This window comes from Phaeobacter gallaeciensis DSM 26640 (genome assembly GCF_000511385.1).
GTDB classification, from domain to species: domain Bacteria; phylum Pseudomonadota; class Alphaproteobacteria; order Rhodobacterales; family Rhodobacteraceae; genus Phaeobacter; species Phaeobacter gallaeciensis.
The window spans coordinates 3,094,206-3,118,511 of the sequence record NC_023137.1; the positions used below are offsets into that span (position 1 = coordinate 3,094,206).

At 58.8% G+C, this 24,306-nt stretch carries 19 protein-coding genes; 13 read left to right on the forward strand and 6 right to left on the reverse strand.

What is annotated here, in order from left to right:
- Nucleotides 1-44 precede the first annotated feature (44 nt).
- Nucleotides 45-515, reverse strand: a complete 471-nt coding sequence (locus GAL_RS14915) for an Lrp/AsnC family transcriptional regulator (protein WP_024098397.1) — start codon at nucleotides 513-515, stop codon at nucleotides 45-47.
- A 139-nt stretch (nucleotides 516-654) separates the two neighbouring features.
- Between GAL_RS14915 and GAL_RS14920 the strand changes: the two genes are divergently transcribed.
- On the forward strand, nucleotides 655-4,077 hold the full coding sequence (locus GAL_RS14920) for an indolepyruvate ferredoxin oxidoreductase family protein (protein WP_024098398.1): 3,423 nt from the start codon (nucleotides 655-657) through the stop codon (nucleotides 4,075-4,077).
- A 20-nt stretch (nucleotides 4,078-4,097) separates the two neighbouring features.
- Here the strand turns inward: GAL_RS14920 and GAL_RS14925 are convergent, their stop codons facing one another.
- The 3 genes from GAL_RS14925 to GAL_RS14935 form a co-directional block, all read right to left on the reverse strand.
- Nucleotides 4,098-4,763 (reverse strand): TetR/AcrR family transcriptional regulator, encoded by a 666-nt coding sequence (locus GAL_RS14925; protein WP_024098399.1) that lies wholly within the window; start codon nucleotides 4,761-4,763, stop codon nucleotides 4,098-4,100.
- Between the two features lie 120 nt (nucleotides 4,764-4,883).
- Entirely contained in the window at nucleotides 4,884-5,513 is a 630-nt protein-coding gene (locus GAL_RS14930; RefSeq protein ID WP_024098400.1) for a glutathione S-transferase family protein, read from the reverse strand.
- 112 nt (nucleotides 5,514-5,625) lie between these two features.
- Complete coding sequence (locus GAL_RS14935; protein WP_024098401.1) at nucleotides 5,626-6,135, reverse strand: class I SAM-dependent methyltransferase; 510 nt, start codon at nucleotides 6,133-6,135, stop codon at nucleotides 5,626-5,628.
- A 276-nt stretch (nucleotides 6,136-6,411) separates the two neighbouring features.
- On the opposite strand from GAL_RS14935, the gene GAL_RS14940 reads away from it, so the two are divergent.
- Genes GAL_RS14940 through GAL_RS14960 form a run of 5 tightly spaced genes read left to right on the forward strand, consistent with a single transcriptional unit; the run spans nucleotide 6,412 to nucleotide 13,732 of the window.
- The gene (locus tag GAL_RS14940; protein ID WP_024098402.1) at nucleotides 6,412-8,190 is read left to right on the forward strand and encodes an ABC transporter ATP-binding protein; all 1,779 of its coding nucleotides are present in this window, start codon (nucleotides 6,412-6,414) and stop codon (nucleotides 8,188-8,190) included.
- On the forward strand, nucleotides 8,183-10,126 hold the full coding sequence (locus GAL_RS14945; protein ID WP_024098403.1) for an ABC transporter substrate-binding protein: 1,944 nt from the start codon (nucleotides 8,183-8,185) through the stop codon (nucleotides 10,124-10,126). The genes GAL_RS14940 and GAL_RS14945 overlap by 8 nt, the downstream gene beginning before the upstream one ends.
- A gap of 12 nt (nucleotides 10,127-10,138) precedes the next feature.
- Complete coding sequence (locus GAL_RS14950; RefSeq protein WP_024098404.1) at nucleotides 10,139-11,167, forward strand: ABC transporter permease; 1,029 nt, start codon at nucleotides 10,139-10,141, stop codon at nucleotides 11,165-11,167.
- Entirely contained in the window at nucleotides 11,164-12,318 is a 1,155-nt protein-coding gene (locus tag GAL_RS14955) for an ABC transporter permease (protein WP_024098405.1), read from the forward strand. Before GAL_RS14950 ends, GAL_RS14955 begins: the two co-directional genes overlap by 4 nt.
- Nucleotides 12,319-12,355: 37 nt before the next feature.
- A complete protein-coding gene (locus GAL_RS14960; protein ID WP_024098406.1) occupies nucleotides 12,356-13,732 on the forward strand; it encodes a CoA transferase in 1,377 nt (458 codons plus the stop codon).
- A 4-nt stretch (nucleotides 13,733-13,736) separates the two neighbouring features.
- Here the strand turns inward: GAL_RS14960 and GAL_RS14965 are convergent, their stop codons facing one another.
- Complete coding sequence (locus tag GAL_RS14965; RefSeq protein ID WP_024098407.1) at nucleotides 13,737-16,079, reverse strand: mechanosensitive ion channel domain-containing protein; 2,343 nt, start codon at nucleotides 16,077-16,079, stop codon at nucleotides 13,737-13,739.
- A 442-nt stretch (nucleotides 16,080-16,521) separates the two neighbouring features.
- Here GAL_RS14965 and GAL_RS14970 point away from each other — a divergent pair, with 442 nt between their 5' ends.
- The 7 genes from GAL_RS14970 (at nucleotide 16,522) to GAL_RS15000 (ending at nucleotide 23,065) form a co-directional block, all read left to right on the forward strand.
- Nucleotides 16,522-17,733: a glycosyltransferase family protein gene (locus GAL_RS14970; protein WP_024098409.1), complete on the forward strand. Its 1,212-nt coding sequence runs from the start codon at nucleotides 16,522-16,524 to the stop codon at nucleotides 17,731-17,733.
- A complete protein-coding gene (locus GAL_RS14975; protein ID WP_024098410.1) occupies nucleotides 17,730-18,989 on the forward strand; it encodes a glycosyltransferase family 4 protein in 1,260 nt (419 codons plus the stop codon). Before GAL_RS14970 ends, GAL_RS14975 begins: the two co-directional genes overlap by 4 nt.
- A gap of 95 nt (nucleotides 18,990-19,084) precedes the next feature.
- Nucleotides 19,085-20,104, forward strand: a complete 1,020-nt coding sequence (locus tag GAL_RS14980) for a glycosyltransferase family 4 protein (protein ID WP_322786990.1) — start codon at nucleotides 19,085-19,087, stop codon at nucleotides 20,102-20,104.
- Complete coding sequence (locus tag GAL_RS14985; RefSeq protein ID WP_024098412.1) at nucleotides 20,101-20,691, forward strand: histidine phosphatase family protein; 591 nt, start codon at nucleotides 20,101-20,103, stop codon at nucleotides 20,689-20,691. The genes GAL_RS14980 and GAL_RS14985 overlap by 4 nt, the downstream gene beginning before the upstream one ends.
- Nucleotides 20,688-21,830 carry a glycosyltransferase family protein gene (locus GAL_RS14990; protein ID WP_024098413.1) on the forward strand — a complete coding sequence of 381 codons (1,143 nt, stop codon included), beginning with the start codon at nucleotides 20,688-20,690 and terminating at the stop codon, nucleotides 21,828-21,830. The genes GAL_RS14985 and GAL_RS14990 overlap by 4 nt, the downstream gene beginning before the upstream one ends.
- A complete protein-coding gene (locus GAL_RS14995; protein WP_024098414.1) occupies nucleotides 21,827-22,585 on the forward strand; it encodes a polysaccharide deacetylase family protein in 759 nt (252 codons plus the stop codon). Before GAL_RS14990 ends, GAL_RS14995 begins: the two co-directional genes overlap by 4 nt.
- Nucleotides 22,586-23,065, forward strand: coding sequence for a class I SAM-dependent methyltransferase (locus tag GAL_RS15000; protein WP_024098415.1), 480 nt, complete (start codon nucleotides 22,586-22,588; stop codon nucleotides 23,063-23,065).
- A 72-nt stretch (nucleotides 23,066-23,137) separates the two neighbouring features.
- Here GAL_RS15000 and GAL_RS15005 read toward each other — a convergent pair whose 3' ends face one another.
- Nucleotides 23,138-24,280, reverse strand: coding sequence for an alpha-D-ribose 1-methylphosphonate 5-triphosphate diphosphatase (locus GAL_RS15005; protein ID WP_024098416.1), 1,143 nt, complete (start codon nucleotides 24,278-24,280; stop codon nucleotides 23,138-23,140).
- Nucleotides 24,281-24,306 lie beyond the last annotated feature (26 nt).

The following is a 24,306-nucleotide window of genomic DNA, read 5'->3' on the forward strand; positions in this document are numbered from 1 at the left end:
CCCCAGAGAAGCGTGGCGCACAGCCATCACCAATTAGGCCCAGTCTAGGGCGCCACGGGTTCATCGCGTTTAATAGTCCGCAGAACCACATTTGTCTGCGCGCTGGCCACCGCAGGCAAGCGGAACAAAAACTCCTCCAGAAATCGGTTGTAGGCATCCAGATCAGGTGCCAGCACGCGCAGGTGATAGTCTGACTGCCCAGTGGTCGCATAACATTCCTGAACCAGACGGCTGGTTTCCACCGCCCTGATGAAATCCGCCAGCTTATCGCGATCATGACGTGTCAGCTGGACATGAACGATGGCATGAAACCCCAGCCCCATCGCCTTTGCATTCACCACGGCACCATAGCGTTCAATTATGCCAGCCTCCTCAAGCATACGCACCCGCCGCCACAGCGCAGAGGTGGACATGCCGACTGCGTCAGCCAGATCCGCATTCGACATTCGCGCATCCTGCTGAAGGAGTGTCAGGATGCGGTGGTCACGGTCATCCAGCACCAATTCATCACTCATGGACGTACTTTCCAGATTACCTCGTCTAATGGTACGGATATTCACTTTTACGCCTACGGGCAAACAATCTGGCACAGATTTTCGGCATGATCGGGTTATTCTTTCAAATAATAACCACTTTGATGCAAGGGATGCCTCCATGACCCAGCTCAGCCATGATTTCCGCAGCTACCAGCTGGATGACCGATATGAGTATACCAGAGGCCGCGTTTTCCTGACAGGCACACAGGCACTCGCGCGGGTCATGTTGGATCAGGCCCGGCGCGACAAGTCTGCGGGATTGAACACGGCGGGTTTTGTTTCCGGGTACCGTGGGTCACCGCTGGGTGGAGTTGATCTGGAATTCTGGCGCAGCCGCAAACGCATGGATGCGCACAACATTGCCTTCATGCCTGCCGTCAACGAGGACCTGGGCGCAACCGCTGTTCTGGGCGCACAGCAAGCCATTCTCGACCCTCACTGTGAGGTCGAGGGCGTGTTTTCCATGTGGTATGGCAAAGGACCGGGTGTCGACCGGTCTGGTGATGCGCTGAAACACGGCAACGCCTATGGCTCATCAGAAAAGGGCGGCGTTTTGGTGGTTGCGGGCGATGACCATGGCTGCGTCAGCTCCTCCATGCCCCATCAATCCGATGTGGCCTTCATGTCGTGGTTCATGCCGGTCCTGAACCCTGCCGATGTCTCCGAGTTTCTGCAATTCGGCGAATATGGATTTGCGCTTTCACGTTACTCCGGCACGTGGGTCGGATTTAAGGCCGTTTCGGAAACAGTAGAAAGCGCCCGTTCGGTCGAACTGCGTCCGGATCGCAGTTTTACGTACCCAGAGCTTCCAGACTACCCTGGCGGCCTGCACATCCGCCGCTCCGATCTTCCTTCTCCCGAGATCGAAACCCGGATCCATGCCAAACTGCGTGCGGTACGAGCCTTTGCCGAGGCCAACCCGATCGACACCAGGATCTATGACCTGCCAAAAGCGAAGTTCGGGTTTGTGACCACTGGCAAGGGTCACCTCGATCTGATGGAAGCGCTGCGGTTGCTTGGTCTTGATCAGGCCGCCTGTAAGCGTTTGGGCATCGATATCTACAAGGTTGGCATGGTCTGGCCGCTTGCTCGAACGGAGGCGCTGCGCTTTGTGAAGGGCAAGCAAGAGGTTCTGGTTGTCGAGGAAAAGCGTGGCATTATCGAAAGCCAGTTCAAGGAATATTTCTACGACTGGCCTGGCGATAAACCGGAGCGGATGGTTGGCAAACATGACAGCCAGGGAAACCCGCTGATCCCTTGGACCGGGGAGCTGTCCCCTCTTACCTTGGTGCCGATTATCGCAGAACGGCTGAACCGGTTTTTCCCGGAGGAGAACCTGCTGGACCGCGCAGATGCCCTGACTGCGCATCCACCCCGATTGCTGAATGTACCGGGTGCCACCCGCACGCCCTATTTCTGCTCAGGTTGCCCTCACAACACCTCGACCAAACTGCCCGAAGGAAGCAAAGCAAATTCCGGTATCGGCTGCCACGTCATGGCAAGCTGGATGGACCGCGACACCGCTGGCTACGCCCAGATGGGCGGCGAAGGCGTGCCCTGGACCGTTGCCTCCAAATTCAATGGCGGCAAACATGTGTTTCAGAACCTTGGTGAGGGGACGTGGTATCACTCTGGTTCGCTGGCCATTCGTCAGGCCGTCGCGGCCAACACGAATATCACCTACAAGATTCTCTATAATGACGCCGTTGCGATGACGGGCGGTCAGCCGGTAGATGGCCCTGTGAGTGTCTCAGGCATCGCCCAGACCTGCCGCGCCGAAGGCGTTGACCGGATCGCATTGGTGTCGGACAACATTGAGAAATTTTACAAGTCGGAGTTCCCGGCAGGCACCAGCTTTCATGATCGAAGCGACATGGACAGCGTCCAGCGTGAACTGCGCGAGATCCCGGGCGTCACCGTCCTGATTTACGAACAGACCTGCGCCACTGAAAAGCGCCGCCGCCGCAAGCGCGGCACGATGGAAGACCCCAAGCGTTTTGCCTTCATCAATGATCTGGTCTGCGAGGGCTGTGGCGATTGTTCTGTGGAATCCAACTGTCTGAGCGTTGAGCCAAAAGAAACCCCCTTTGGTCGCAAGCGTAAAATCAACCTCTCCAGCTGTAACAAGGATTTCTCCTGCCTGAACGGCTTCTGCCCCAGTTTTGTGACCGTAGAGGGCGCGACACGACGCAAAAAGGAGGTCGCTGCACTGGATGCTTCAGCGTTGACCGCAGATCTGCCACCCCCGGCTCTGCCATCACTAAAAGAGCCGTTCGATCTTCTGGTGACGGGCGTTGGTGGCACGGGTGTGGTCACCGTAGGTGCGCTGATCACCATGGCAGCCCACCTGGAAGGCAAAGGTGCCAGCGTGCTGGATTTCACCGGCTTTGCGCAGAAGTTTGGCACAGTTTTGGGCTATATTCGCCTGTCCAATACACCGGACGCCCTGCATCAGGTGCGCATCGACCAAAGTGCCGCGGACGCAGTGATCGGCTGTGATGTGGTCGTCAGTTCTGCGCCCAAAGCCTCCGCCCATTATCGCGCAGGCACCAAGATGGTACTGAACCGCGCCGAAATGCCGACAGGTGATCTGGTCCTACGTCGAGATGCAGACCTGATGGCCAATCTGCGTGAGAAATCCATCTCGGATGTCATCGGTGCGGACAACCTGTCAGGGTTCAACGCAAACGAGGCGGCTGAGACCCTCCTCGGTGATGCGGTCCTGGCCAATGTGATGATGCTTGGCTTTGCTTGGCAGAAAGGGTTGGTGCCCGTGAGCCTCGGCGCGTTGGATCAGGCAATTGTACTCAACGGGGTCGCCATCGAGAAGAACCGCCTGGCGCTCTCCATTGGGCGTGCATTTGCCCATGATCCTGCGCGCCTGTCCGACCTATATGACGAAACAGAAGCCCCAGATGAAACGCTGGCAGAACTGATTGACCGGCGCGCCACCTTCCTGACCGGGTATCAGGACGTCGCCTATGCACAGTCCTATACCGCGCGGCTGGAGGCGCTGCGCAATGCGCTCCCCGAAACCGGGTCAGACGCGCTGGTGACCGCCGCGGCGCGATCGCTGTTCAAACTGATGGCTTACAAGGACGAATTTGAGGTGGCCCGTCTGCTGAGCGATGAAAGCTTCAAACATCAGCTTGAAGCCGAGTTTGATGGCGACTTCCGGGTAAATTATCATCTCGCGCCGCCGCTTCTCAGCCGGAAGACAGATGCGCGCGGGCGTCCTCAGAAAGTGCAGTTTGGTTCCTGGATGCGCCCCGCGCTGCGTCTTCTTGCCCAGGGTCGCCGCATGCGTGGCAGCCGTTGGAATCCATTTGGGCGCCACGAAGAGGCGCGCCTGCACCGCGACTTGCTGATCTGGTATCAGACCATCATCACAACCGCCACAGAGCGCTATTCACCTGAGCATCATGAGGTCTGGCTGAAAGTGCTTAGCGCCCCCATGGATATACGGGGCTATGGCCCTGTAAGGATGGCGGCGGCTGAAAAGGTCAAAGCCGAGGTCAACACCCAGCTGGAGACGCTTTGATATCACCGGTCAAGGCCGCCTCAAGGACGCCAGAACTCTCTGGCATAACCCGCAAATTCAGCCAGTTCTTCGGGGCTGGCTGCTTGCCCTGTGAACACTTCCAAATAGGCGCCGGTCATGCCGAGCCGCTGCTCATAGGGCTCGTTCAGACCTGCCATGTCGTATCCCAGCTGCATATAGTAGAGCACCTTTGCACGCGTCTCCGCGTCGCGTTCCGCAAAGTCATAGCGCCGGAACATCGCCGTCAGCGCGTCGATCCGCCTTGCATCAGACATATCCAGAATATTACGTACATGACCGGATCTGCGCGCCCAATCACGCACCGCGAAATCCAACGCTGTGTTGAACAATTGCGGATTGGCGGTGCAGCGAAATACGTTCAGCACTGCCGCCGCAATGGTGTCCGCCTCAGCCTCGGCCTGACCGATCATGCCAATCGTATTGGTCTGCTCCCAACTGGTCAGCAGCGCGTCGAGCAGATCCTGGCGTGATTTGAAGTACCAGTAGAACGAGGAGCGCGAGACGCCCATCCGCTCGGCCAGGGCCAGCACCTTCACTTGCTCCACTCCGTCGGTGATAAGAACATCCATAGCAACATTCAGCCAGTCAGCGCGTGTGACCTTGATGTTGCCAACCAGCGGAGCGGCATCTGGATCGTCACGATGCAGAACGGGTTTATCTGCCATGTCAGGCCCCTGAATTGTTGGATCGAGAAGGCGGCAGAGCAGCCGCAGAAAACGCCCTCAATCTGCCGCTGTTTTCGGCCACTGTCCATCCATACGGCAGGCTCCTCTTCCAGAGAACGCCTACAGTTGAGCGCTGGGTCGCGCCGCGATCCGGTCGTACCATCCACGGGTGGCAGTATTCCCCTCAGGGATACGCATTTTGATAACGCGCGCGAAATCGACAAACACAAATGCAGCGATATCGGCAAGGGTCAGATGATCCAGCGCCACAAAAGTGCTTTGCTGCAATCGTGCCTCCAACAGATCAAAGAATTTCTGCGTTCGACTACGACCCCGTTCTGCCAACTCAGGGATTTGCGCATGGTTTTCCGGGCCAGGAATGGCCCGATGGGCAAAGGCCGGGTGGCTGTTGCGTAATGCCTCGGCAATAGGCAGCCCACCCTGCGCCTCGACAATCGCGTGCCACATCAGGACTTGCCCCTTTTCCTCGGGGGTGCGCCCCATCAAGGGAGGCTCAGGGTGCAACGCTTCCAGATAGGCTGCAATCCCCAAGTTTTCGGTCAAGATCAGCTCACCGTCGGTCACCAGCACCGGCAGTGTCGCCTGCGGGTTGATGGCGCGGAATTCCTCGGACATCTGCTCCCCCTTGGCGATGGAGATGTCCCGCGTTTTGATGTCCAAACCTTTTTCCGCGATGAACATCCGCGCCCGCCGCGGGTTAGGTGCAGTGCTGCAGTCGTAGAATATCATCGTGTCACCTCTTGCCAGCGCCCATCATCCCGGACCAACCTTGGTCGGTTTCTGGTGATGAGGCCAGAGAAACCCAACGTCGCTAAGAGCAGTGCGGCAAGGCGAAGACGTGTCAGGCAGTCCGACGGTAGATGAAGCAGCGACCCGGCACAGCTCCCTCCGGCAACGGCTGTTCCTCCAGCGCGTCGAAATACATCCGGTCAGAGGAGACCATCAAACCATTGATCGCCAGCAGCGGTTCGATCAATGGTGAAATCATCCTCGCAAAAGCGTCGTTCTTTTCCCGGTCGTGCCCACCCAGATCCGCATGGATCAGGCTGGCACCCGCAGGAAACCGGGTGCGCGCTGCGGGCAGAGTCTCGCGGACATCGCCGAGAATGGTCAAATGCTCCGCCGGTGTACTGTCCGGGTGCGATGCCACCGCCCGTTCAAACACATAGACATCACGATCTCGGATACGCTCCCGCATGTGGTGAAAGGTGCGCCCATTGCCCAAGCCCAGTTCGAAAACCGGTTCGCTCCTGCCCGCTGTCTGCGTGATTGCCGCATCCAAGCAGGCCCGCTGTGACACCATCCGGTCGATAAAGAGATCCAGACGGGTGATGGTGTTCTGCTCGCTCATGGCATTCTCCCCTTGGGTAAAGATTGGCGCCAGAAGGCGGCCTGCCGCGACAGCTGTGCCAGAGATTGCCGCGAATGTGTAGCATCCTATCGATAGGTGTCCGGGCGTTACAGCACGAGGTTTGGCCGCTCTCATACGCTCAAATTTTCGACATCGATGTTTAGCGGATGGAAATGGGATTTGACTATTGCACCAGTGGCGCGCGACAGTGGGCGAAAAAACAGGGGATATGGAACCACGATGAAAGCGCCTCAACGGCTTGGTGGCTTAGGCTAAATGACGCCTCTGCTGTCTGTCGAAAACCTCAGTATCGGATTTGGCCAGGGCGACCCGGTTGTACAGAACGTGAATTTTTCCGTCGCTGCCGGAGAAACTGTTGCCCTTGTTGGCGAAAGTGGATCCGGCAAAACCGTGACCTGCCGCGCCGTTCTGCGCATCCTGCCAAAGGCCGCGCAGATCCGGCATGGTCGGATGCTGTGGCGCGGAGTCAATGGTGGTGGAGAGCGGGATCTGCGGCTCCTTGGCGAGCGGCAGATGCGCGATATTCGCGGCAATGAGATCGCGATGATCTTTCAGGAACCCATGCGTTCGCTCTCACCGCTGCACCGGATTGGTAACCAGGTTGCCGAAGTTCTTTGGCTGCATGGCGGAAAAAGCGAAAGAGCAGCAAAGCGGGAGGTTTTGACCTGTTTTGAACGCGTGGGCTTCCCCGATCCCGAACGCACCTACAAATCCTACCCGTTTGAGCTGTCCGGTGGGATGCGCCAGCGGGCGATGATTGCGATGGCTATGGTGGCCAAACCTGATTTGTTGATCGCGGACGAGCCGACCACCGCGCTGGATGTGACAACACAGGCCCAAGTCCTAGGACTGATGAAAGATCTGCAGCGTGACACGGGCATGGCCATGATCCTGGTAACCCATGATCTGGGTGTGGTCGCCAATATGGCCGAACAGGTCGTTGTCATGCACAAAGGGCGCGTGATGGAGGCCGGCAGTGCGGAAACCGTTCTTGGCGCACCAGCGCATCCCTATACCCAAGCTCTGTTCAAGGCGGCACCGCAAATCCCCGAGACGCCTGAACCTGTCACCCCGGCGCCAAGCGATGATCTCATTCTTGAGTTGCGAAACGTCTCCAAAACCTATGCATTGCGCGCGGGCAAAGGCTGGTCTGCCCCGACCCTCATTCACGCCTGCAAGGAACTGAACCTGGCGTTGCCACGCGGCAAAACACTGGCGATTGTTGGCGAAAGCGGCTCCGGAAAAACCACTGCTGCCCGCATCGCACTGGGCGCCGAAATGCCCGATCCCGGCGGCGAGGTGTTGTTTCGGTCTGCATCCGACGCGACACCGATTGCCGTTCACGATATGAACCGAAGCAGCCGGACCGCCTTTCAGAAAGCGGCTCAGATGGTGTTTCAGGACCCCTATTCGTCGCTGTCGCCGCGCATGCGGGTTCAGGATGCCATGGTGGAACCGATGGAGATCCACGGTCTGGGCAACCGCAGCAGTCGCCGGGAGCGCGCTGCTGAGATGTTGCGACTGGTGGGGCTGCAGCCCGAGATGTTGCTACGATATCCGCATGCCTTCTCCGGCGGTCAGCGGCAGCGACTGTCGATTGCGCGTGCGCTGATGCTGGATCCATCACTGATTGTCTGCGATGAGCCGACTTCGGCGCTGGATGTCTCGGTACAGGAACAGATCCTGCGTCTGTTGGAAGATATTCGCGACCAACAGCAGCTTTCCTATCTCTTCATCAGTCACGACCTCGCTGTTGTGGCCCGCATTGCCGACGAGGTGGCGGTGATGCGTCGTGGTATGGTGGTAGAACAGGCACCACCTGAAACACTGTTTTACAATCCGCAGCATCCCTACACGAAGGCACTGATCGCCGCCCAACCAGAGCCAAGCATTAAGCGCCCGATCAACCTCAAATTGGTCGCACAGGGTGCCGGATCACCCGACAGCTGGCCCGATCGCTTCAAATTCTCTGGCATCACGGCCCCGCCATTGGTGCACGTGGAACCCGGACATAAGGTACGATGTCATGTTTAATCTGCGCCAATCCCTGAAGACCCTCGCAACTGGCGCGCTTTTGGCCCATGTTCTGCCCCTTGCCATAGCCTCGTCTGCTATCGCCAGTCCGGCAGCGTTGGTCGAAAGCGGATTTTGGGAGCAGGAGGTCAAGTCAGGTGACCTGCCACCGATTTCCGAGCGCCTGCCCGAGGTGCCATTGGTGGTCGATCTGGAAGCCAAGGGGCGTCAGCCCGGCATTCAGGGCGGTACCCTCAACACGATGGTCACACGGTCCAAGGACATCCGGCAGATGGTTGTCTACGGTTACGCCCGGCTGGCGGGCTATGACGAAAGCTACCAGCTGCAGCCCGATATACTGTTGAACTTCGAGGTCGAAGACAATCGGCGCTTCACCCTGAAACTGCGCCCCGGTCATCGCTGGTCGAATGGCGACCCGTTTACCTCAGCCGATTTTGAGTATTGGTGGAAAGACGTCGCCAATAACCTGCTGCTCAATCCCACAGGCGCTCCAGACTATCTGAAGGTGGATGGCGCCCTGCCGACCGTGAGCTTTCCTGACGAAACAACCGTAATCTACGAATGGGCGGCCCCTAACCCGAGCTTCCTGCACAGCCTCGCGCAGGCCAGCCCGCCGTTCATCTATCGCCCGTCTGCCTATCTGAAACAATTTCACGCAGACTATGCGGACCCCGCAAAACTCGCCGAGGAGGTCGACTACGCCAGGGTCAAAAGCTGGGCCGCGCTGCACAACAAGCTCGACAACATGTACAAGTTCGACAATCACGAATTGCCGACCCTTCAGCCCTGGATCAACGCCACCTCGGGCAAGAAAATCCGACACCTCTTTGTCCGCAATCCCTATTACCATCGGCTCGATAGCAATGGCGTTCAGCTTCCCTATATCGACACGGTCGAGATGGAAATCGTGGCAGGCGGGCTGGTCGCCGCCAAGACCAATGCCGGTGAGGCAGATCTTCAGGCCCGCGGCCTTGGCTTTCGCGACATTCCGATCCTGCGCAAGGGCGAAACCGATGGCGCCGACTACAAGACCTACCTCTGGGGCAATGGCACCGCGTCGCAAATCGCGATCTATCCCAATCTTAATGTCAACGACGACCAGTGGCGCCAGGTGCTGCGCGACACCCGTGTCCGTCGCGCATTATCCGTGGCGATCAATCGCGCAGGCATCAACAAGGCGCTGTATTTCAAGCTGGCAAAACCCGGTGCAATGACGGTTCTGGAGGCCAGCCCCTTCTTTGATCCCGCCCTCCGCGAGGCTTGGGCACAATATGATCCTGAACTGGCCAATCAGCTGCTGGATGAGGCCGGGCTAACCGAGCGCGACGGCTACGGCATTCGCAAACTCCCCGATGGCAGACCGATGGAACTGGTTGTGGAAACCGCAGGGGAGCGGCAGGAGGTTGAAAACGCTCTGCAAATCCTATCGGACGACTGGCGCGATGTCGGTGTCAAACTGGTGATGCGCCCGCTGGATCGTGACATCCTGCGCAACCGGGTGTTTTCCGGCACCACAATGGCGTCGGTCTGGTACGGTTGGGACAATGGCCTGCCACAGACCTACACCTCGCCTGCGTATCTGGCGCCAACGGATCAGGTCTTTCTGTCCTGGCCAAAATGGGGCCAGTACCACCAGACCGGTGGCGATGTTGGCGAGGCTCCCGACCTTGAGCCCGCGCAAAGGCTCATGACACTCTGGCATGACTGGGAAACGGCCAAGACTGACGAAGAGCGAACACGCGCCTGGCAGGAAATGCTGAAGATTCACGCTGATGAGGTCTATGCCATCGGCCTTGTCGCTGCGGCCCCGCAACCGGTTGTCGTCAGCAACCGCCTGCGCAATGTACCGCAAAAAGGGATCTGGGCATGGGATCCCGGCGCCCATTTTGGCATCTACCGCCCGGATGAGTTTTTCTTCGAAGACGGCAAGGGCTGAGGAACCACATCAATGGAGATCCTGCGCTACGCCATCTACCGGTTTGGAACCATGTTGCTGACGCTGCTGGTGGTGTCTGTGCTGATTTTCATCATCATCAACCTGCCTCCCGGTGACTACCTGTCAAACCAAATCGCTGAGCTCCGCGCCTCCGGTCAATCCTCCGGTGTTGAGAAGGCTGAATTCCTGCGCAAGGAATACGCGCTGGATCGTCCCCTTTGGCAGCAGTACATGATCTGGATGGGCTTTATGCCCGGCCCACATGGGTTTTCCGGTATGATCCAGGGCAACTTTGGCTGGTCGTTCGAATTTGACCGGCCTGTTGCCGAAATCGTAGGCGAAAGCCTCTGGCTGACCGTTCTGGTCAATGTCGCGGCGGTGCTGTTTGTCTATCTCGTCGCCCTTCCGCTGGGCGTTCTGGCAGCGGCCCGATCACGCACATGGGTCGATTACACTTCTGCCTTTGTCGGTTATCTTGGGCTCGCTACACCAAACTTTCTGCTGGCGCTTATCCTCTTCTATTACGGGCACAAATATTTCGACCTGCCCATAGGCGGGCTAATGGATCCCTCCTATGAAGGCGAGCCCATGACCTGGGACAAGGTGAAGTCCATTCTGATCCATCTGATCGTACCAACCTTCGTCATCGGCACCTCTGGTGCATCCGCCATGATGCAGCGGTTGCGTGCCAATATGCTGGACGAACTGGGCAAACCTTACGTAGAAACCGCCATCGCAAAAGGGATGGCCCCCGCGCGGATGCTGACCAAATACCCGCTGCGCGTGGCGTTCAATCCCTTTGTTGCGGATATCGGAAATCTGCTCCCCGCAATGATCTCCGGTTCGGTTCTAGTGTCCGTCGTTCTGGGCCTGCAGACCATCGGCCCAACCCTGCTGACTGCCCTTAAGACACAGGATATGTTCCTCAGCGGGTTTGTCCTGATGTTCGTTGCGCTGCTGACGCTGATCGGGACCATGATTTCCGATGTGTTGCTTGTCATGCTGGATCCCCGCATCCGCTATGAGGAGCGCAAACGATGAGCACGCAGCCCGACAATCGCTATGTCGACACCACCCCCTATGATCCGGATGCAGCTCTGCAAGAGCTGGAGCGCAAGGATCTGGATGCCCCCAATTGGGTTCTGATCTGGCGGAAGTTCAAAACACATAAGCTCGGTCTAACCTCAGGTATCTTCCTGCTGGTCTGCTACCTCCTGCTTCCGGTCATCGGTTTCATAGCGCCATATGGGCCAAACGATCGCGACAGTGAGCATATCTATTCGCCTCCGCAGTCCATCAATCTGTTTCACGAAGGCAGTCTTCGCGCGCCGTTCATCTATCCGATGACCTCGGAGGCGGATCTCGAAACCTTCCAGTGGATCTTCAAACCCGATCTGGAGAACCCTCAGTCGCTACGGTATTTCTGCGAGGGCGCGACTTACAAGATTGCCGGGCTGATCCCTTCCAATACGCATCTTTTCTGCGCCCCTGAAGGTGCCACGCTCTTCATCTGGGGGTCTGACCGCTTGGGCCGCGATGTCTTTAGCCGCATTCTCTATGGCGCACAGCTCTCCCTCACCGTAGGTCTGATCGGCATCACCGTCTCCTTCATTCTAGGTATATTCTTTGGCTCTCTGGCCGGATATTTCGGTGGTAAACTGGACTGGGTGATCAACCGTATGATCGAAATCCTGCGGTCCCTGCCAGAACTGCCATTGTGGCTGGCACTCTCGGCTGCTGTGCCGTCCAATTGGTCGCCAGTCGCGGTGTTCTTCGTCATCTCGATTATCCTCGGAATTCTTGACTGGCCCGGCCTTGCACGCTCGGTCAGGGCAAAATTCCTGTCTTTAAGGGAAGAGGAATACGTCCGCGCAGCCGAAATGATGGGCGCGTCATCGGGACGTGTCATTCGCAAACACCTGTTGCCGAATTTCATGTCGCATCTGATTGCATCAGCCGCGCTCTCGATCCCGGCGATGATCTTGGGTGAGACGGCCCTGTCTTTCCTCGGCCTTGGTCTACGCGCGCCCGCTGTAAGCTGGGGGGTCATGCTGAATGATGCACAGAACCTTGCCTCAATTGAAATCTACCCCTGGACCGCTATTCCGATGCTCCCAATCATCGTTGTTGTGCTGGCATTCAACTTCCTGGGCGATGGGCTGCGCGACAGTCTGGATCCCTATCAGCAATAAGCCACGCCAGCCTAACGATAACCATGAGGAGGCGACAATGCGCGATCTTCCCAGCCATGACATGTTTCGCGTGATCCCCGGTGATCACTGGCCAAGCTGCTATGCTGTTTCGGAGTTGGCCAACCGCTCGCTGGCCGCCGTCGGGGTCGCCCTTGCGGAGTTGATGAAGGCCACAGATCTCACCGCAGCTGCGCAGCCAATCACCCTAGATCAACGCCGTGCCGCGCTGTGGTTTCGCTATAGTTTTCGGCCTCAGGGCTGGGAGATGCCCAATCTCTGGGATCCTCTGGCGGGTGACTATCGGACTGCTGACGGATGGATCCGCCTTCACACCAACCTGCCCCATCATCGCGCTGCTGCGTTGAATGTTCTGAGCTGCAACCCTGAGCCGGAAGCCGTTCGCGACGCGGTTTCACAGCAGCTGGGCGATACGTTGGAACAGGCTATTGTCGCCGCAGGCGGCGTCGCAGCAGCCATGCGCAGCGCCGCAGAGTGGCAAACCCACCCGCAGGGTCAGGCTGTCGCATCGGAGCCGCTGATCGCGTGGAGCAATGCCCGCCATATTCACATGCGGGAGCGGCCATCAGCCACACCGGCGCGACCTTTGGCAGGGCTTCGGGTGCTGGACCTTACCCGTGTTCTGGCCGGTCCAGTGGCGACGCGAACCCTAGCCGCATTTGGTGCGACGGTGCTGCGGATCGACCCGCCGGGATGGGATGAGCCTGGTGTTCTTCAGGATATTTCACTGGGTAAGCAGATGTCATCATTGGACCTGCGCTCTGAACAGGGATGTGACCAGTTCGAAGCCCTCCTGACGAAGGCTGACGTGCTGGTGCATGGTTTTCGCCCCGGTGCGCTTGAGGGGCTGGGATACGATAGTCCAAAACTGCGAAAGCTTGCACCGAACCTGATTGATGTGCGCCTCAATGCCTATGGCTGGAGCGGCCCTTGGGCCAAACGCAGAGGCTTTGACAGCCTTGTACAGATGAGCAGCGGCATCGCGGAGCGCGGGCGGCACTGGATGGCAGGTGGGCAAATCGCGCCTGATACATCGGCCAAACCAGTACCACTACCGGTTCAGGCGTTGGATCACGCCACTGGTTATCTGATGGCTGCCGCTGTGCTAAATGCTCTGACCAAGGCCTGCCAAGGCGATCCCGTGGGGGATGCACGCCTGTCCCTGGCCCGCACTGCTCATGCCCTTACGGCCCTGACAGAGCATCACGGTGACGACAGCTCCCCCGTCGGCCCGCTCATGGGCGCGGATGATGCGGATTATTCCAACCATATTGAGCTAACGAGCTGGGGGCCGGGGCACCGGTTGCTGCCGCCATTGACGGTCGGAAAGACGCCGATGCGCTGGGAGCAGCCTGCAACAGCATCAGGCACCGCCGCACCAGTCTGGCCCGGATAAGACGTTAGCGGTCATCTACTCCGCCATCGTTCACATCCATCAGATCGTCATCAATGGCGGCCTGAACCGCGCCGACTGCAAGATCGCGCTTCTCCTTCGGTGCCTGATCTGCCTGATCCTCTGCCAAACGCACGGTGACCTCGCGATGAGCAAATTTGATCCCTTCACGGGCGAAAAGGTCGCGAATATCCTGAAACACTTTCTTGCGTACGAGCCATTGGTCACCGGGTTTGGTCATGAATTTGACCCGTATGATCATCGCGGAATCCTGCATTTCGATCACCCCCTGCGACTTCAGGGGCTGGATGAACGTGTCGCCGATCACCGGATCATCCAGCAATTCCTGTCCCAGTTTCTTGATCAGCTTGCGAACCTTCTCGACATCGGTGTCATAGGTCACCCGTAACGGCAGCTTCATCATGACCCAGTCACGGGAGTAGTTGGTCAGCACGCGGATTTCGCCAAAGGGGATGGTGTGCAGAGCCCCCAGGTGATGCCGCAATTGAAACGAGCGAACAGAAATACGTTCAACCGTGCCTTTAACATCGCCGATATCGATATATTCGCCTTTACGGAAGGCATCATCGACTAGGAAAAACGCACCCGAGAAGATGTCCCGCACCAACGTTTGTGAGCCAAAGCCCACAGCCAGACCAACAACACCAGCACCAGCGAAGAGCGGGCTGACGTTGATCCCCAGTTCCAGCAGGACGATCAGGACGATGGACACCACCACTACGGCAAGAATGGCGCCCCGAAACAAAGGTAACAAGGTGGCAAGTCGGCTGGCTCCACCGGCACCGCCTTCATCGCCCAACTCACCCACGGGCATGTCCCCAACTTCTTCGTCGATTTTGCTGTCGATCCAGATCCGGGCAATATGATAGACGATATAGCCGATAAACAGGATTACGATGATATCACTCATCCGGTCCAGTCGGGAGTTCTCCATCCACGCAGCCTCGGGGTTCCATATAGCAACCATCGCGAAGAAACCGACGGTGAACGCTAGGATCCCCGCAATCCGACGCGCGAGATCTTCGAAGGTGGCGATCGGATGCCGCGGCTGTGGCGCGACTTCAGCCTCATCGTTCTCATTGTCAGCATCATCGTCGTCGCTGATAGCGCCGCTCTCGACCAAAACCCGTCGCTGCGACCGGTTGAAGAAGCGCTCGATCACATAGTTGATGATGCCATAGACCACGAGGATCGAGGTCAGAACCGAATAGCTGCCGGCCATCAGCGGCAGCGACATATCGCGCTCAAGCACCAGATCAAAGGCCAATTCCAGCCAGCCGAAGATGATGTAGATCATCAACACTGGCGCCCAGACCACAGACAGAAGCCGGACCAGCCATGAGCACGCCTCGGACGGGCGACCTGCGCGGATTGCATTTGAAATTGCGCGGGCGTTGATCACCACCATCAAGAGGTTACCCACGGTACCCACCAGCGCCAGCACACCATAGACAAGCGCATAGACGTTGTAGTTCAGCCCGAAATCCCCGACCCAGGTTGCAAACAATACCGAGCAAATATCATAGGTCGCCAGCACTGAGGCCCAAACGTAGAGGCGACGTGCATCGCGGTCCGAAAAAACGGGAATACGGTATTGGCTCAGGTAGGGAGACAGTACCATACGCCACAAATCCGAGACCGATCTGGACAGGAAGAAGGCTGTGTAGATGGCGGTAACGGTAAACTTTACCGATGAGTTACCGGACGATCCAAAGATAAGGTAGGATGTCAACAGCGCGAAGGCCATGGCCACAATGGTCCCGACAACCCCCATGAGAAAGCGAAATACCAGAAATGGCATTTTGTCCTGATAGCCCTCGGGGTTCTCTTTGATCCGCGCGACCACATGCTTTTTGACAATCCGCTTGCCATAGATCTCCACCGAGACCCAACGTCCAATGAACAAAAGCAATAGGCTCCAGCCAAGCACCTTCACATAGGTGATGATGCGCCCATCCGGGCTGGTTTGCCGCAGAATATACTGCACTTCGAATATCGAATAGGGCATCGCCTCGAGGCGACTTTCCAAAGCAGCGCCGAATTGCTCGACCTCGGATTGTGCCTTCATCAGCGCCGAGGCGCCCTCCATCTGATCCGTTGCCGGAACCGGAGTGGCGTCGGTAGGTGTATCCGAGGTAGACACGAGCTTCCCGCGCCCATCCACGATGATCACGCCAACCCCGCTATCTGCCGCCTGTTCGATCGCTTTGGCCAGACCATCGTCGCCGGTTGAATTCGTGGCCTGAGCCAGTGCTTCAGAGGTGCTACTGACCGCAAAGGAGAGCGCCACGATCAAGCAGATAAGAAATTGCGATACCAGTCGCCGCATACGCACCACCTCTGAATTTGTAACCATTCATTCACCAAGGCCGCAAAACGGTGAAAATATCAAGCCTTTGCACGGCTGTGTACATCAAGAGGTCAGGATTATTCCCGCCCTGCAGCGCTTGATTGCAACTTATGCCTCTGCGCGTTATAGAAAATTCAGCGTACCGCGTGAGACGTGAAGATAGGACGGGACCCACGGGCACCGTAAGCCTCCTTCCACGGTTTGGGCCGGACGCAGCAACGATCTGTGCCTTGGCCCGTAGTGTGTCAGGCTGAGCAACCTGAGGCGACACTATGCTGAGGCGGACCCTGGCCAAGCCGACACGCACAGCCGCTGATGCGGGGGGTGGACAGATATGTCCAATCATCCGCCGCACCGGCAACCTGCTAGATCATGCCGGTGCCGCAACCTCCCTTCCCTCTTTCCAGACGCAGGCCCAGCTATGACAGCCAACGCCCCCTCCAGCGCCCTTCGCGGGGCGCGTGTCATGCTCTACAGCCACGATACCTTTGGGCTGGGCCATCTGAGACGATCACGGGCACTGGCAGGCGCGATCACCCATGCTGATCCGACCGCCTCAGCTCTGATCCTGACCGGTTCCCCTGTGGCAGGACGTTTCGCCTTTCCCTCCCGGGTCGACCACGTGCGACTGCCCGGCGTGATCAAACGCTCGGACGGCTCTTATGCCTCGCGCACGATGGGAATGTCGATTGAGGAGACGACATCTCTGCGCGCCGGTCTGATCCGCTCAACCGCGCTACAATATGCCCCCGATGTGCTGATCGTTGATAAAGAGCCGACTGGCTTCCGTGGCGAACTGCTGCCAACGCTGGACGAGCTTAAGTCGAATGGAAACACGCAGCTGATCCTCGGCCTGCGTGATGTTTTGGATGAGCCAGACGTTCTGGCCACTGAATGGGCGCGCAAAGACGCTGTTGCAGCCACCGAACAATTCTACGATGAGATCTGGGTCTACGGCATCCGTTCCGTCTACGATCCGACAGCCGGTCTGCCGCTTAGTCAGGAGGCGCAGGCGCGGATGCACTGGACCGGATATCTGCGTCGCGATTTGGGTGAGTTGGGCGCACCACCCGAGCAACCTTATGTTCTGATCACTCCCGGCGGTGGGGGCGACGGCGCGATGATGGTTGATCTTGTGCTGACCGCTTATGAGCGGGATCCGGACCTGGCGCCGCGCGCGATGCTGGTCTACGGCCCGTTTCTGTCCGGCGACACCAGAACCGAATTCGAGACCCGCGTTGCCGCGCTTGATGGCCGGGTTACCGCTGTGGGTTTCGAATCCGAGATCGAAACCCTCTTTGCAGGCGCTCAAGGGGTTGTCTGCATGGGCGGCTACAACACGTTTTGCGAAGTGCTGTCCTTTGACAAACCCGCCGTTATCGTCCCGCGCACCACACCGCGACTTGAGCAATGGATCCGGGCCAGCCGCGCCGAAGAACTGGGGCTGACAGCGATGCTCGACGAGCGCCGCGACGGCTGGACACCCGAGGCCATGATCCGGGCCATTCGCGCGCTTGCCGATCAGCCGCCCCCCTCTGCTGCGATCCCTGACGGCTTGCTGGACGGGCTGGACTACGTCACCGACCGTGTCGACGCGCTGCTGCATGGCACCAACGGAAAGGCTGCCGAATGACCACCGGATCAACCGGGCCATCCCGCCCGCCCCTTGCCGTTGTTGTAAAAGGCTGGCCACGTCTTTCTGAAACCTTCATTGCACAGGAGCTGGTCGCGTTGGAAGCGGCAGGTCATCAGTTCGAGATCTGGTCTCTGCGCCACCCTACAGATGTGAAACGCCACCCCCTGCACGAAAAACTGACTGCGGCGGTCCACTACCTGCCGGAATATCTCCATCAGGAACCGGATCGTGTTTGGGCTGCGCGGGATCAGGCCAAAACAATGCCTGGCTATCAGACCGCTTATCGGATTTGGCGCGAAGATCTGCGTCGCGATCCTACTCGCAACCGAATTCGCCGCTTTGGGCAGGCCTGTGTTCTGGCCACTGAGATGCCCGACGCGGTGCTCGGTCTCTACGCTCATTTTCTGCACACGCCGTCTTCTGTCGCGCGCTATGCGGCAATTATGCGCGGCCTACCGTGGAGTTTTTCGGCCCACGCCAAGGACATCTGGACCTCACCTGATTGGGAACTGCAGGAGAAACTGGCCGCCAAGAGCCATGGGGCCACCTTTGGGGCGACCTGCACCGGATTTGGCGCGAAGCATCTGCAGGAAATGGCAGACCGCAGTGACCGCGTTGATCTGATCTACCACGGGCTTGACCTGTCACGGTTCCCCTCGCCCCCACAGCGTAAATGGCGCGCACCGGGCGATCCGCTGCACCTGATGTCAGTGGGGCGGCTGGTCGAAAAGAAAGGCTTTGATCGGCTGATAGGTGCGCTGGCGCTTTTGCCCGGCGGGCTGGATTGGCACTGGACCCACATAGGTGGCGGTGACATGCGGGATTTGTTGCAGGGCATCGCCGAGGACCTGGGAGTCGCGGATCGCATCACTTGGCGCGGAGCCTGCGATCAGCCCGAGGTGATCGCCGCCATGCGCGCCTGCGATCTGTTCGTCCTGCCCAGCCGCATCGCCCGTGATGGTGATCGGGACGGTTTGCCTAATGTACTGATGGAAGCCGCCTCCCAGCGTCTGCCAATCCTGTCCACGGCAGTATCAGCTATCCCGGAGTTCATCGAAAGCGGCACCCATGGCCTGCTCAGCGAGGACACGCCTGAAGCCTTGGCTGAAGCCATCCTGACCCTCAGTCGAAACCCCGAGCAGGCGGCCCGCATGGCAGAGGCTGCCTTGGGTCGGTTGCGCAGCGATTTCGGGATGGATCCCGGCATTGCACGCCTGTCGGAACGACTGACCCTTATGATGCAAAACGCATGACGCTTGGCCAGGGCCGAACTATAGCCTTTTACGCGCCAATGAAATCGCCGCGCCATCCGGTCCCCTCAGGCGACCGCGAAATGGCGCGAAACCTGATGGGTTTGCTTTCTGGCTCTGGTGCGATGGTCACATTGGCCAGCGAGTTGCGGATCTACGACAAATCAGGCGATGCGGAGCGTCAGGCAATTCTGCGCGCCAAGGCAGCGCATGAAATCGACCGCATCTGCACCGAGATAGTAACCGCGCCAAAAGCGGAGCGACCGGACCTCTGGCTAACTTACCACAACTATTACAAAGCGCCCGACCTGATCGGACCAACCGTCGCCCGCCGACTTTCTATCCCCTATGTGCAAGTGGAGTCGACAAGAGCCAAGAAGCGCCTGTCGGGCCCTTGGTCCGAATTTGCCCAAGCCGCCCATGACGCGGCGGACGCAGCCTCTGTCATTTTCTATCTGACGCAGCAGGACCACCAGACATTGTTGCGGGACAGGTATTGCGATCAGCATCTGGTTCACCTGTCGCCGTTTCTGCTGGATCACCGGTTGCCGGAGCCCAGTGACCGGTCCGGCCCCATGCTCTGTGTCGGTATGATGAGGGAGGGTGACAAACTCGCGTCATACCGCATTCTCGCCGACGCGCTGGCTCAGGTGGCGCAACCATGGCGACTGAATATCGTCGGTGACGGCCCCGCCCGACCTGAAGTGGAGCAGGTCATGTCCCGCTTCGGCAACAAAGTTCGTTTTCTGGGGGAGTTGGACCGGGACGCCTTGGGCATACTCTATAGGAAAGCCTCCATCTTTGTCTGGCCTGGCGTCAATGAGGCATTCGGGATGGTTTATCTGGAGGCCCAGTCCCACGGGGTTCCGGTCTTAGCACAGGATCGCCCAGGTCTGCGTGACATTGTCACCAACTGGGATCTTTCTGCGCTCACGCCGCCACCAGACAGCGGCCCGGAAGGCTATGCACAGGCATTGACACAGGTGCTTGATGATCCGGTCCTGTGTGACCGACAGGCCAGCCGTGTCCGCAACCGGATCGCAAATCGCCACCTTGCACCGGCGGCCGCACAACGTTTGTGGTCAACACTTTCACCCTTGCTGGAGATCCCATCATGATCAGGCTTGCTCTCTTGCGCCACGGCCACACCGATTGGAACCGCGCTGGCCGCATACAGGGGCGCAGTGACATTCCGCTGGACGACACTGCCCGCGCCGAACTTTCCGCGCAAACCCTCCCCGCGCCTTGGGATCAGGCGTCACTCTGGTCCAGCCCCCTGAAACGCGCGGCTGAAACTGCGGAACTGGTCGCCGGACGCGCACCCAAAACCAGCCCAGCCCTAATTGAAATGAACTGGGGTGACTGGGAAGGGCAGCACGGCAAAGAGCTCAAGTCCGATCCAGCCAGCGGGTTCCGCGATATTGAGCACTGGGGGTGGCACTACCGCCCGCCCGGTGGGGAAACCCCGCAGGAGGTCTGGGAGCGGATCGCCCCTTGGCTTGCGAATCTGACGGAAGACACGGTTGCAGTCTGCCACATTGGCATCATGCGGATGATCCTCGCCCGGGCTCATGGCTGGAACTTTGACGGCCCCGCCCCGTTTCAGGTCAAGCGCAATCGATTGTTTGTGGTCGAGCTTGATGGTGATGGAACTCTCACCCCCACTGCCGACCCGGTGCGCCTCAGGAAACGGGTTGCGGAATGAAAATTCTGATTGCTGTGACACATCTGTTGGGCACAGGACATCTGTCCCGTGCTCTGACGCTGGGCCGGGCCTTCGCCGCAGCTGGGCATCGGGCCTATGTGGTATCAGGCGGCGGAGCCGCACCCCACCTTGATCACAGCGGCGTTGATCTGATCCAGCTGCCGCCACTACGCTCTGACGGCGTGGCGTTTAACAGATTGCTGGCTCCAACCGGCGAGCTGGCGGACGATACCTATCTCAACAATCGTGTTGAGCAGCTCTGCGACACACTTCGAGATGTCGCACCCGATATCCTGATCACCGAGTTGTTTCCCTTCGGTCGGCGCAGCCTGAAGCAGGAGTTTCTGGCACTTTTGGATAAGGCCAACACTCTGCCTAACCCTCCGGTCATTCTGGCATCAATACGCGACATTCTCGCGCCACCTTCAAAACCCAAGAAGGCGGAGGATGCCGCTACTATCCTAACGACACATTACGACGGCGTGCTGGTGCATTCCGACCCGCAGGCCACCCGGTTGGAGGCCTCTTGGCCGGTGACAGCCGAGATCTCGGAGAAACTTCGCTACACGGGTTACGTTGCTCCAGCTGCGCCGGTGCCGCATCCTGAGGGTGTTGGCAAAGGCGAGATCCTTGTCAGCGCTGGTGGTGGCAGCGTTGGGTCAGCGCTTTATCGGGTTGCTGTAAAAGCCGCCAAATTGCGACCGGCCCTGCGATGGCGCATCCTGATAGGCGGAAATAATGCGGCTGAAGAAATCACGCGTCTGAAAGAACAGCACGGCGAGACCGCTGCCATTCTGGAGCCAGCACGGCCAGATTTTCGCCAGATGCTGCAGGGCGCTGCCGCCTCAGTCAGCATGTGCGGCTACAACACCGCACTAGACTTACTTCAGACCGGTGTGCCTGCGGTGATTGTTCCCTTTGATGCGGGCAACGAAGTTGAGCAATCTCTGCGCGCCGCCAGCCTCACCCCACTCGATGGTATCACCTCTCTGACTGCCGCCGATTTGACACCAGAGGTGCTTTGCGCGGCACTGGATGACGTCATTGCCGCTCCTGCACGACCGACGGATGGCTTCCGGTTTGACGGCGCCGCCCGAACGGTAGAGATTGCGTGCAACTTGGAAAAGGAGCGTGCATGACACCGGATTGGACCAGCTTGGACCGCGAGCTTTCTCGATGGCAGGACGATGGGCTGATCCTGCCAATCTGGTGGCGCGACGACGACGCAACGGCCCCCACGCCACAGCTGGACCAACTGATTGAGCTGTCAGAACGCCTGGCCCTGCCCGCCCATCTTGCGATCGTTGCGCGTGATGCGACACCAACCCTGGCGACCCGACTGGCGCAGGTGGACACCCTAGTGCCAGTCGTGCACGGCTGGGCTCATGAAAACCACGCGAGCGCCGGTGACAAGAAAGCAGAATTTGGCACCCACCGTCCGATCGACGATGTGTTGGAAGACGCTGAAAATGCTCTGAACCGGCTGCGCGACCTGTTGGGTGACCGGCTGCGACCCATGTTTGTCCCGCCCTGGAACCGGATAGATACCGACGTCGAGCCCTGGCTCGCCGGGTTGGGCTACAGCGCCCTGTCGACCTTCACCCCGCGCCGCCGGGCAAAAGCGGCACCGGGGCTCTGGCAGATCAACACCCACCTCGACCCGATTGACTGGAAGGGCTCGCGCGGGCTTGTAGCCCCAACACTGTTGCTGTCACAGCTGGTGACACAGCTCGCCGCACGTCGTAAGGGGCAAGCTGATATTGCCGAACCCTACGGCATCCTCACCCACCATCTGGTGCAGGATGATGCGACTTGGGGATTTTGCGAGGATGTGATGCGCCGCCTGCTCGATGGGCCAGGGCGGGCTTGGGTATTTGATGAAAGGATTATCTGAATGAGCCGCTTGGATTCCATGCTGCGCCGTCTGACCGCGCAGCGGGATGGGCTGAACTGGGCCGCGGAGCAGGTTCGCAACCTTCCGGGGGATGTGCTCGACATCGGTTTGGGCAACGGGCGTACCTATGATCATCTGCGCGAAACACTGCCGGACCGGCGGGTGCGCGTTATCGACCGGGTGCTGCAATGCCACCCCTCGTGCGTGCCGCCAGAGGCTGATTTCCTGCAAGGCGAGGCCCGCCCAATGCTGGGCACGCTGGCACAGGAAAGCCGCCGGATCATATTGGCCCACTACGACCTTGGTTTTGGTGTGAAAGAAAAGGACGTCGCCGAAGCCGCCGCTCTGTCCCCGGCGATTGCGGCTGTGATGGCACAGGGAGGGATCATCGTGTCTGGTCAGCCCCTCGTCGGATTTGATGAGCTGGACGGCCCGCAAGGGATACCTCCTGGGCGCTATCTTTTCTATCGGGTGAGATGAGAGCCCCGCGATGCTTGAAAAAACGCCCCGGAACAGTCCGGGGCGTTTTTTGTTACATTTTGCACCCTGGGATCAGGCGACACGATTGCCACGCGACCAGACCGCACCCAGCGCTGGAACGCCAGCCCGCATCCGGAAGCGGATCAGATCAGCCCGCTTGCCAATTTCGATACGCCCGCGATCTGCAAGATTGACTGCATCCGCCGGGGCCGAAGTGACCGTTGCCAGACCACGCGCAATATCTCCCCAGATTTCGCCAAGCTGCGCGGCCGCCAGCAACAGGGCCGCAGGCACATAGTCCGAGGACAGCACATCAAGGAGTTCCAGCTGTGCCAGATCCTTGGCTGCGACATTGCCGGAATGCGATCCCCCCCGGATCAGGTTAGGTGCCCCCATCATCACCTTGATACCGTGGTCGTGACAGGCTCGCGCGGCCTCTACCGTGGTGGGAAATTCCGCCAAATGGATACCGTGGCCGGCGGACACCGTCACCTGCTCTGAGGTTGTATCATCGTGACTTGCCAGAACCGCACCAAAGCGGCGCGCGGCTTTCACCGCTTCGACCTCATGCAGATCACCGTAGGTGTCGCGCATGCGCTTCAACCCGGCGACATGCGCCTTAAAACCATCGTCGTCAAAGCCGTGCTTGCCTTTGACGTAGGCTTCCAGTTTCGACATGTCCCGGAACTGTCTCTGCCCTGGCGTATGATCCATCAAGGAGACAAGGCCGACACGATCTGCATCACCAAATTCGTTCAGCTCATTAACAAGCGTCTCAGAACAGACTTCGGCGCGCAGATGCAGGAAATGACTGATTTTCAAAACGTTTTGATCGCGCAACTCAAGCATCTCGCTTGCAAGGCTGCGCGCGTATGCACCATATCGGGATTCCGCTGCCTTGATAGAACCCACCCGCATAGCATCGAAAACTGTGGTGATACCGGTGCCTGCCAACTCAGCATCATGGGCGATAATCGCTGCCGCGTGGGGCCAGTCGACCTTGGGGCGGGGCTGGATGTGTCGTTCCAGATTGTCAGTGTGCAGTTCCACCAGACCAGGGCTGACATAATCCCCCTCCATGTCCACAGCACCCGTTGGGACGGAAGTGCCATCGGCAATATCGGCGATCAGCCCATCTTTCAGCGTCATGGAACCTGTTCGGGTCTCTCCCGGCAGAACAAGCGTGGCATTGGCAAGGATCAAAGGTTCTGTCATCTGACTTTCACACGGTTTGAGCTATA

What these genes read in the sequence shown, in the direction of transcription:
- GAL_RS14965 (WP_024098407.1), bottom strand. Translation starts at nt 16,079, where the DNA reads ATGCGGCGACTGGTATCGCAATTTCTTATCTGCTTGATCGTGGCGCTC.
- GAL_RS14990 (WP_024098413.1), top strand. Translation starts at nt 20,688, where the DNA reads ATGAAAATTCTGATTGCTGTGACACATCTGTTGGGCACAGGACATCTG.
- GAL_RS14930 (WP_024098400.1), bottom strand. Translation starts at nt 5,513, where the DNA reads ATGATATTCTACGACTGCAGCACTGCACCTAACCCGCGGCGGGCGCGG.
- GAL_RS14995 (WP_024098414.1), top strand. Translation starts at nt 21,827, where the DNA reads ATGACACCGGATTGGACCAGCTTGGACCGCGAGCTTTCTCGATGGCAG.
- GAL_RS14920 (WP_024098398.1), top strand. Translation starts at nt 655, where the DNA reads ATGACCCAGCTCAGCCATGATTTCCGCAGCTACCAGCTGGATGACCGA.
- GAL_RS14970 (WP_024098409.1), top strand. Translation starts at nt 16,522, where the DNA reads ATGACAGCCAACGCCCCCTCCAGCGCCCTTCGCGGGGCGCGTGTCATG.
- GAL_RS14985 (WP_024098412.1), top strand. Translation starts at nt 20,101, where the DNA reads ATGATCAGGCTTGCTCTCTTGCGCCACGGCCACACCGATTGGAACCGC.
- GAL_RS15005 (WP_024098416.1), bottom strand. Translation starts at nt 24,280, where the DNA reads ATGACAGAACCTTTGATCCTTGCCAATGCCACGCTTGTTCTGCCGGGA.
- GAL_RS14950 (WP_024098404.1), top strand. Translation starts at nt 10,139, where the DNA reads ATGGAGATCCTGCGCTACGCCATCTACCGGTTTGGAACCATGTTGCTG.
- GAL_RS14960 (WP_024098406.1), top strand. Translation starts at nt 12,356, where the DNA reads ATGCGCGATCTTCCCAGCCATGACATGTTTCGCGTGATCCCCGGTGAT.
- GAL_RS14955 (WP_024098405.1), top strand. Translation starts at nt 11,164, where the DNA reads ATGAGCACGCAGCCCGACAATCGCTATGTCGACACCACCCCCTATGAT.
- GAL_RS14980 (WP_322786990.1), top strand. Translation starts at nt 19,085, where the DNA reads ATGGGTTTGCTTTCTGGCTCTGGTGCGATGGTCACATTGGCCAGCGAG.
- GAL_RS14975 (WP_024098410.1), top strand. Translation starts at nt 17,730, where the DNA reads ATGACCACCGGATCAACCGGGCCATCCCGCCCGCCCCTTGCCGTTGTT.
- GAL_RS14915 (WP_024098397.1), bottom strand. Translation starts at nt 515, where the DNA reads ATGAGTGATGAATTGGTGCTGGATGACCGTGACCACCGCATCCTGACA.
- GAL_RS14925 (WP_024098399.1), bottom strand. Translation starts at nt 4,763, where the DNA reads ATGGCAGATAAACCCGTTCTGCATCGTGACGATCCAGATGCCGCTCCG.
- GAL_RS14935 (WP_024098401.1), bottom strand. Translation starts at nt 6,135, where the DNA reads ATGAGCGAGCAGAACACCATCACCCGTCTGGATCTCTTTATCGACCGG.
- GAL_RS15000 (WP_024098415.1), top strand. Translation starts at nt 22,586, where the DNA reads ATGAGCCGCTTGGATTCCATGCTGCGCCGTCTGACCGCGCAGCGGGAT.
- GAL_RS14945 (WP_024098403.1), top strand. Translation starts at nt 8,183, where the DNA reads ATGTTTAATCTGCGCCAATCCCTGAAGACCCTCGCAACTGGCGCGCTT.
- GAL_RS14940 (WP_024098402.1), top strand. Translation starts at nt 6,412, where the DNA reads ATGACGCCTCTGCTGTCTGTCGAAAACCTCAGTATCGGATTTGGCCAG.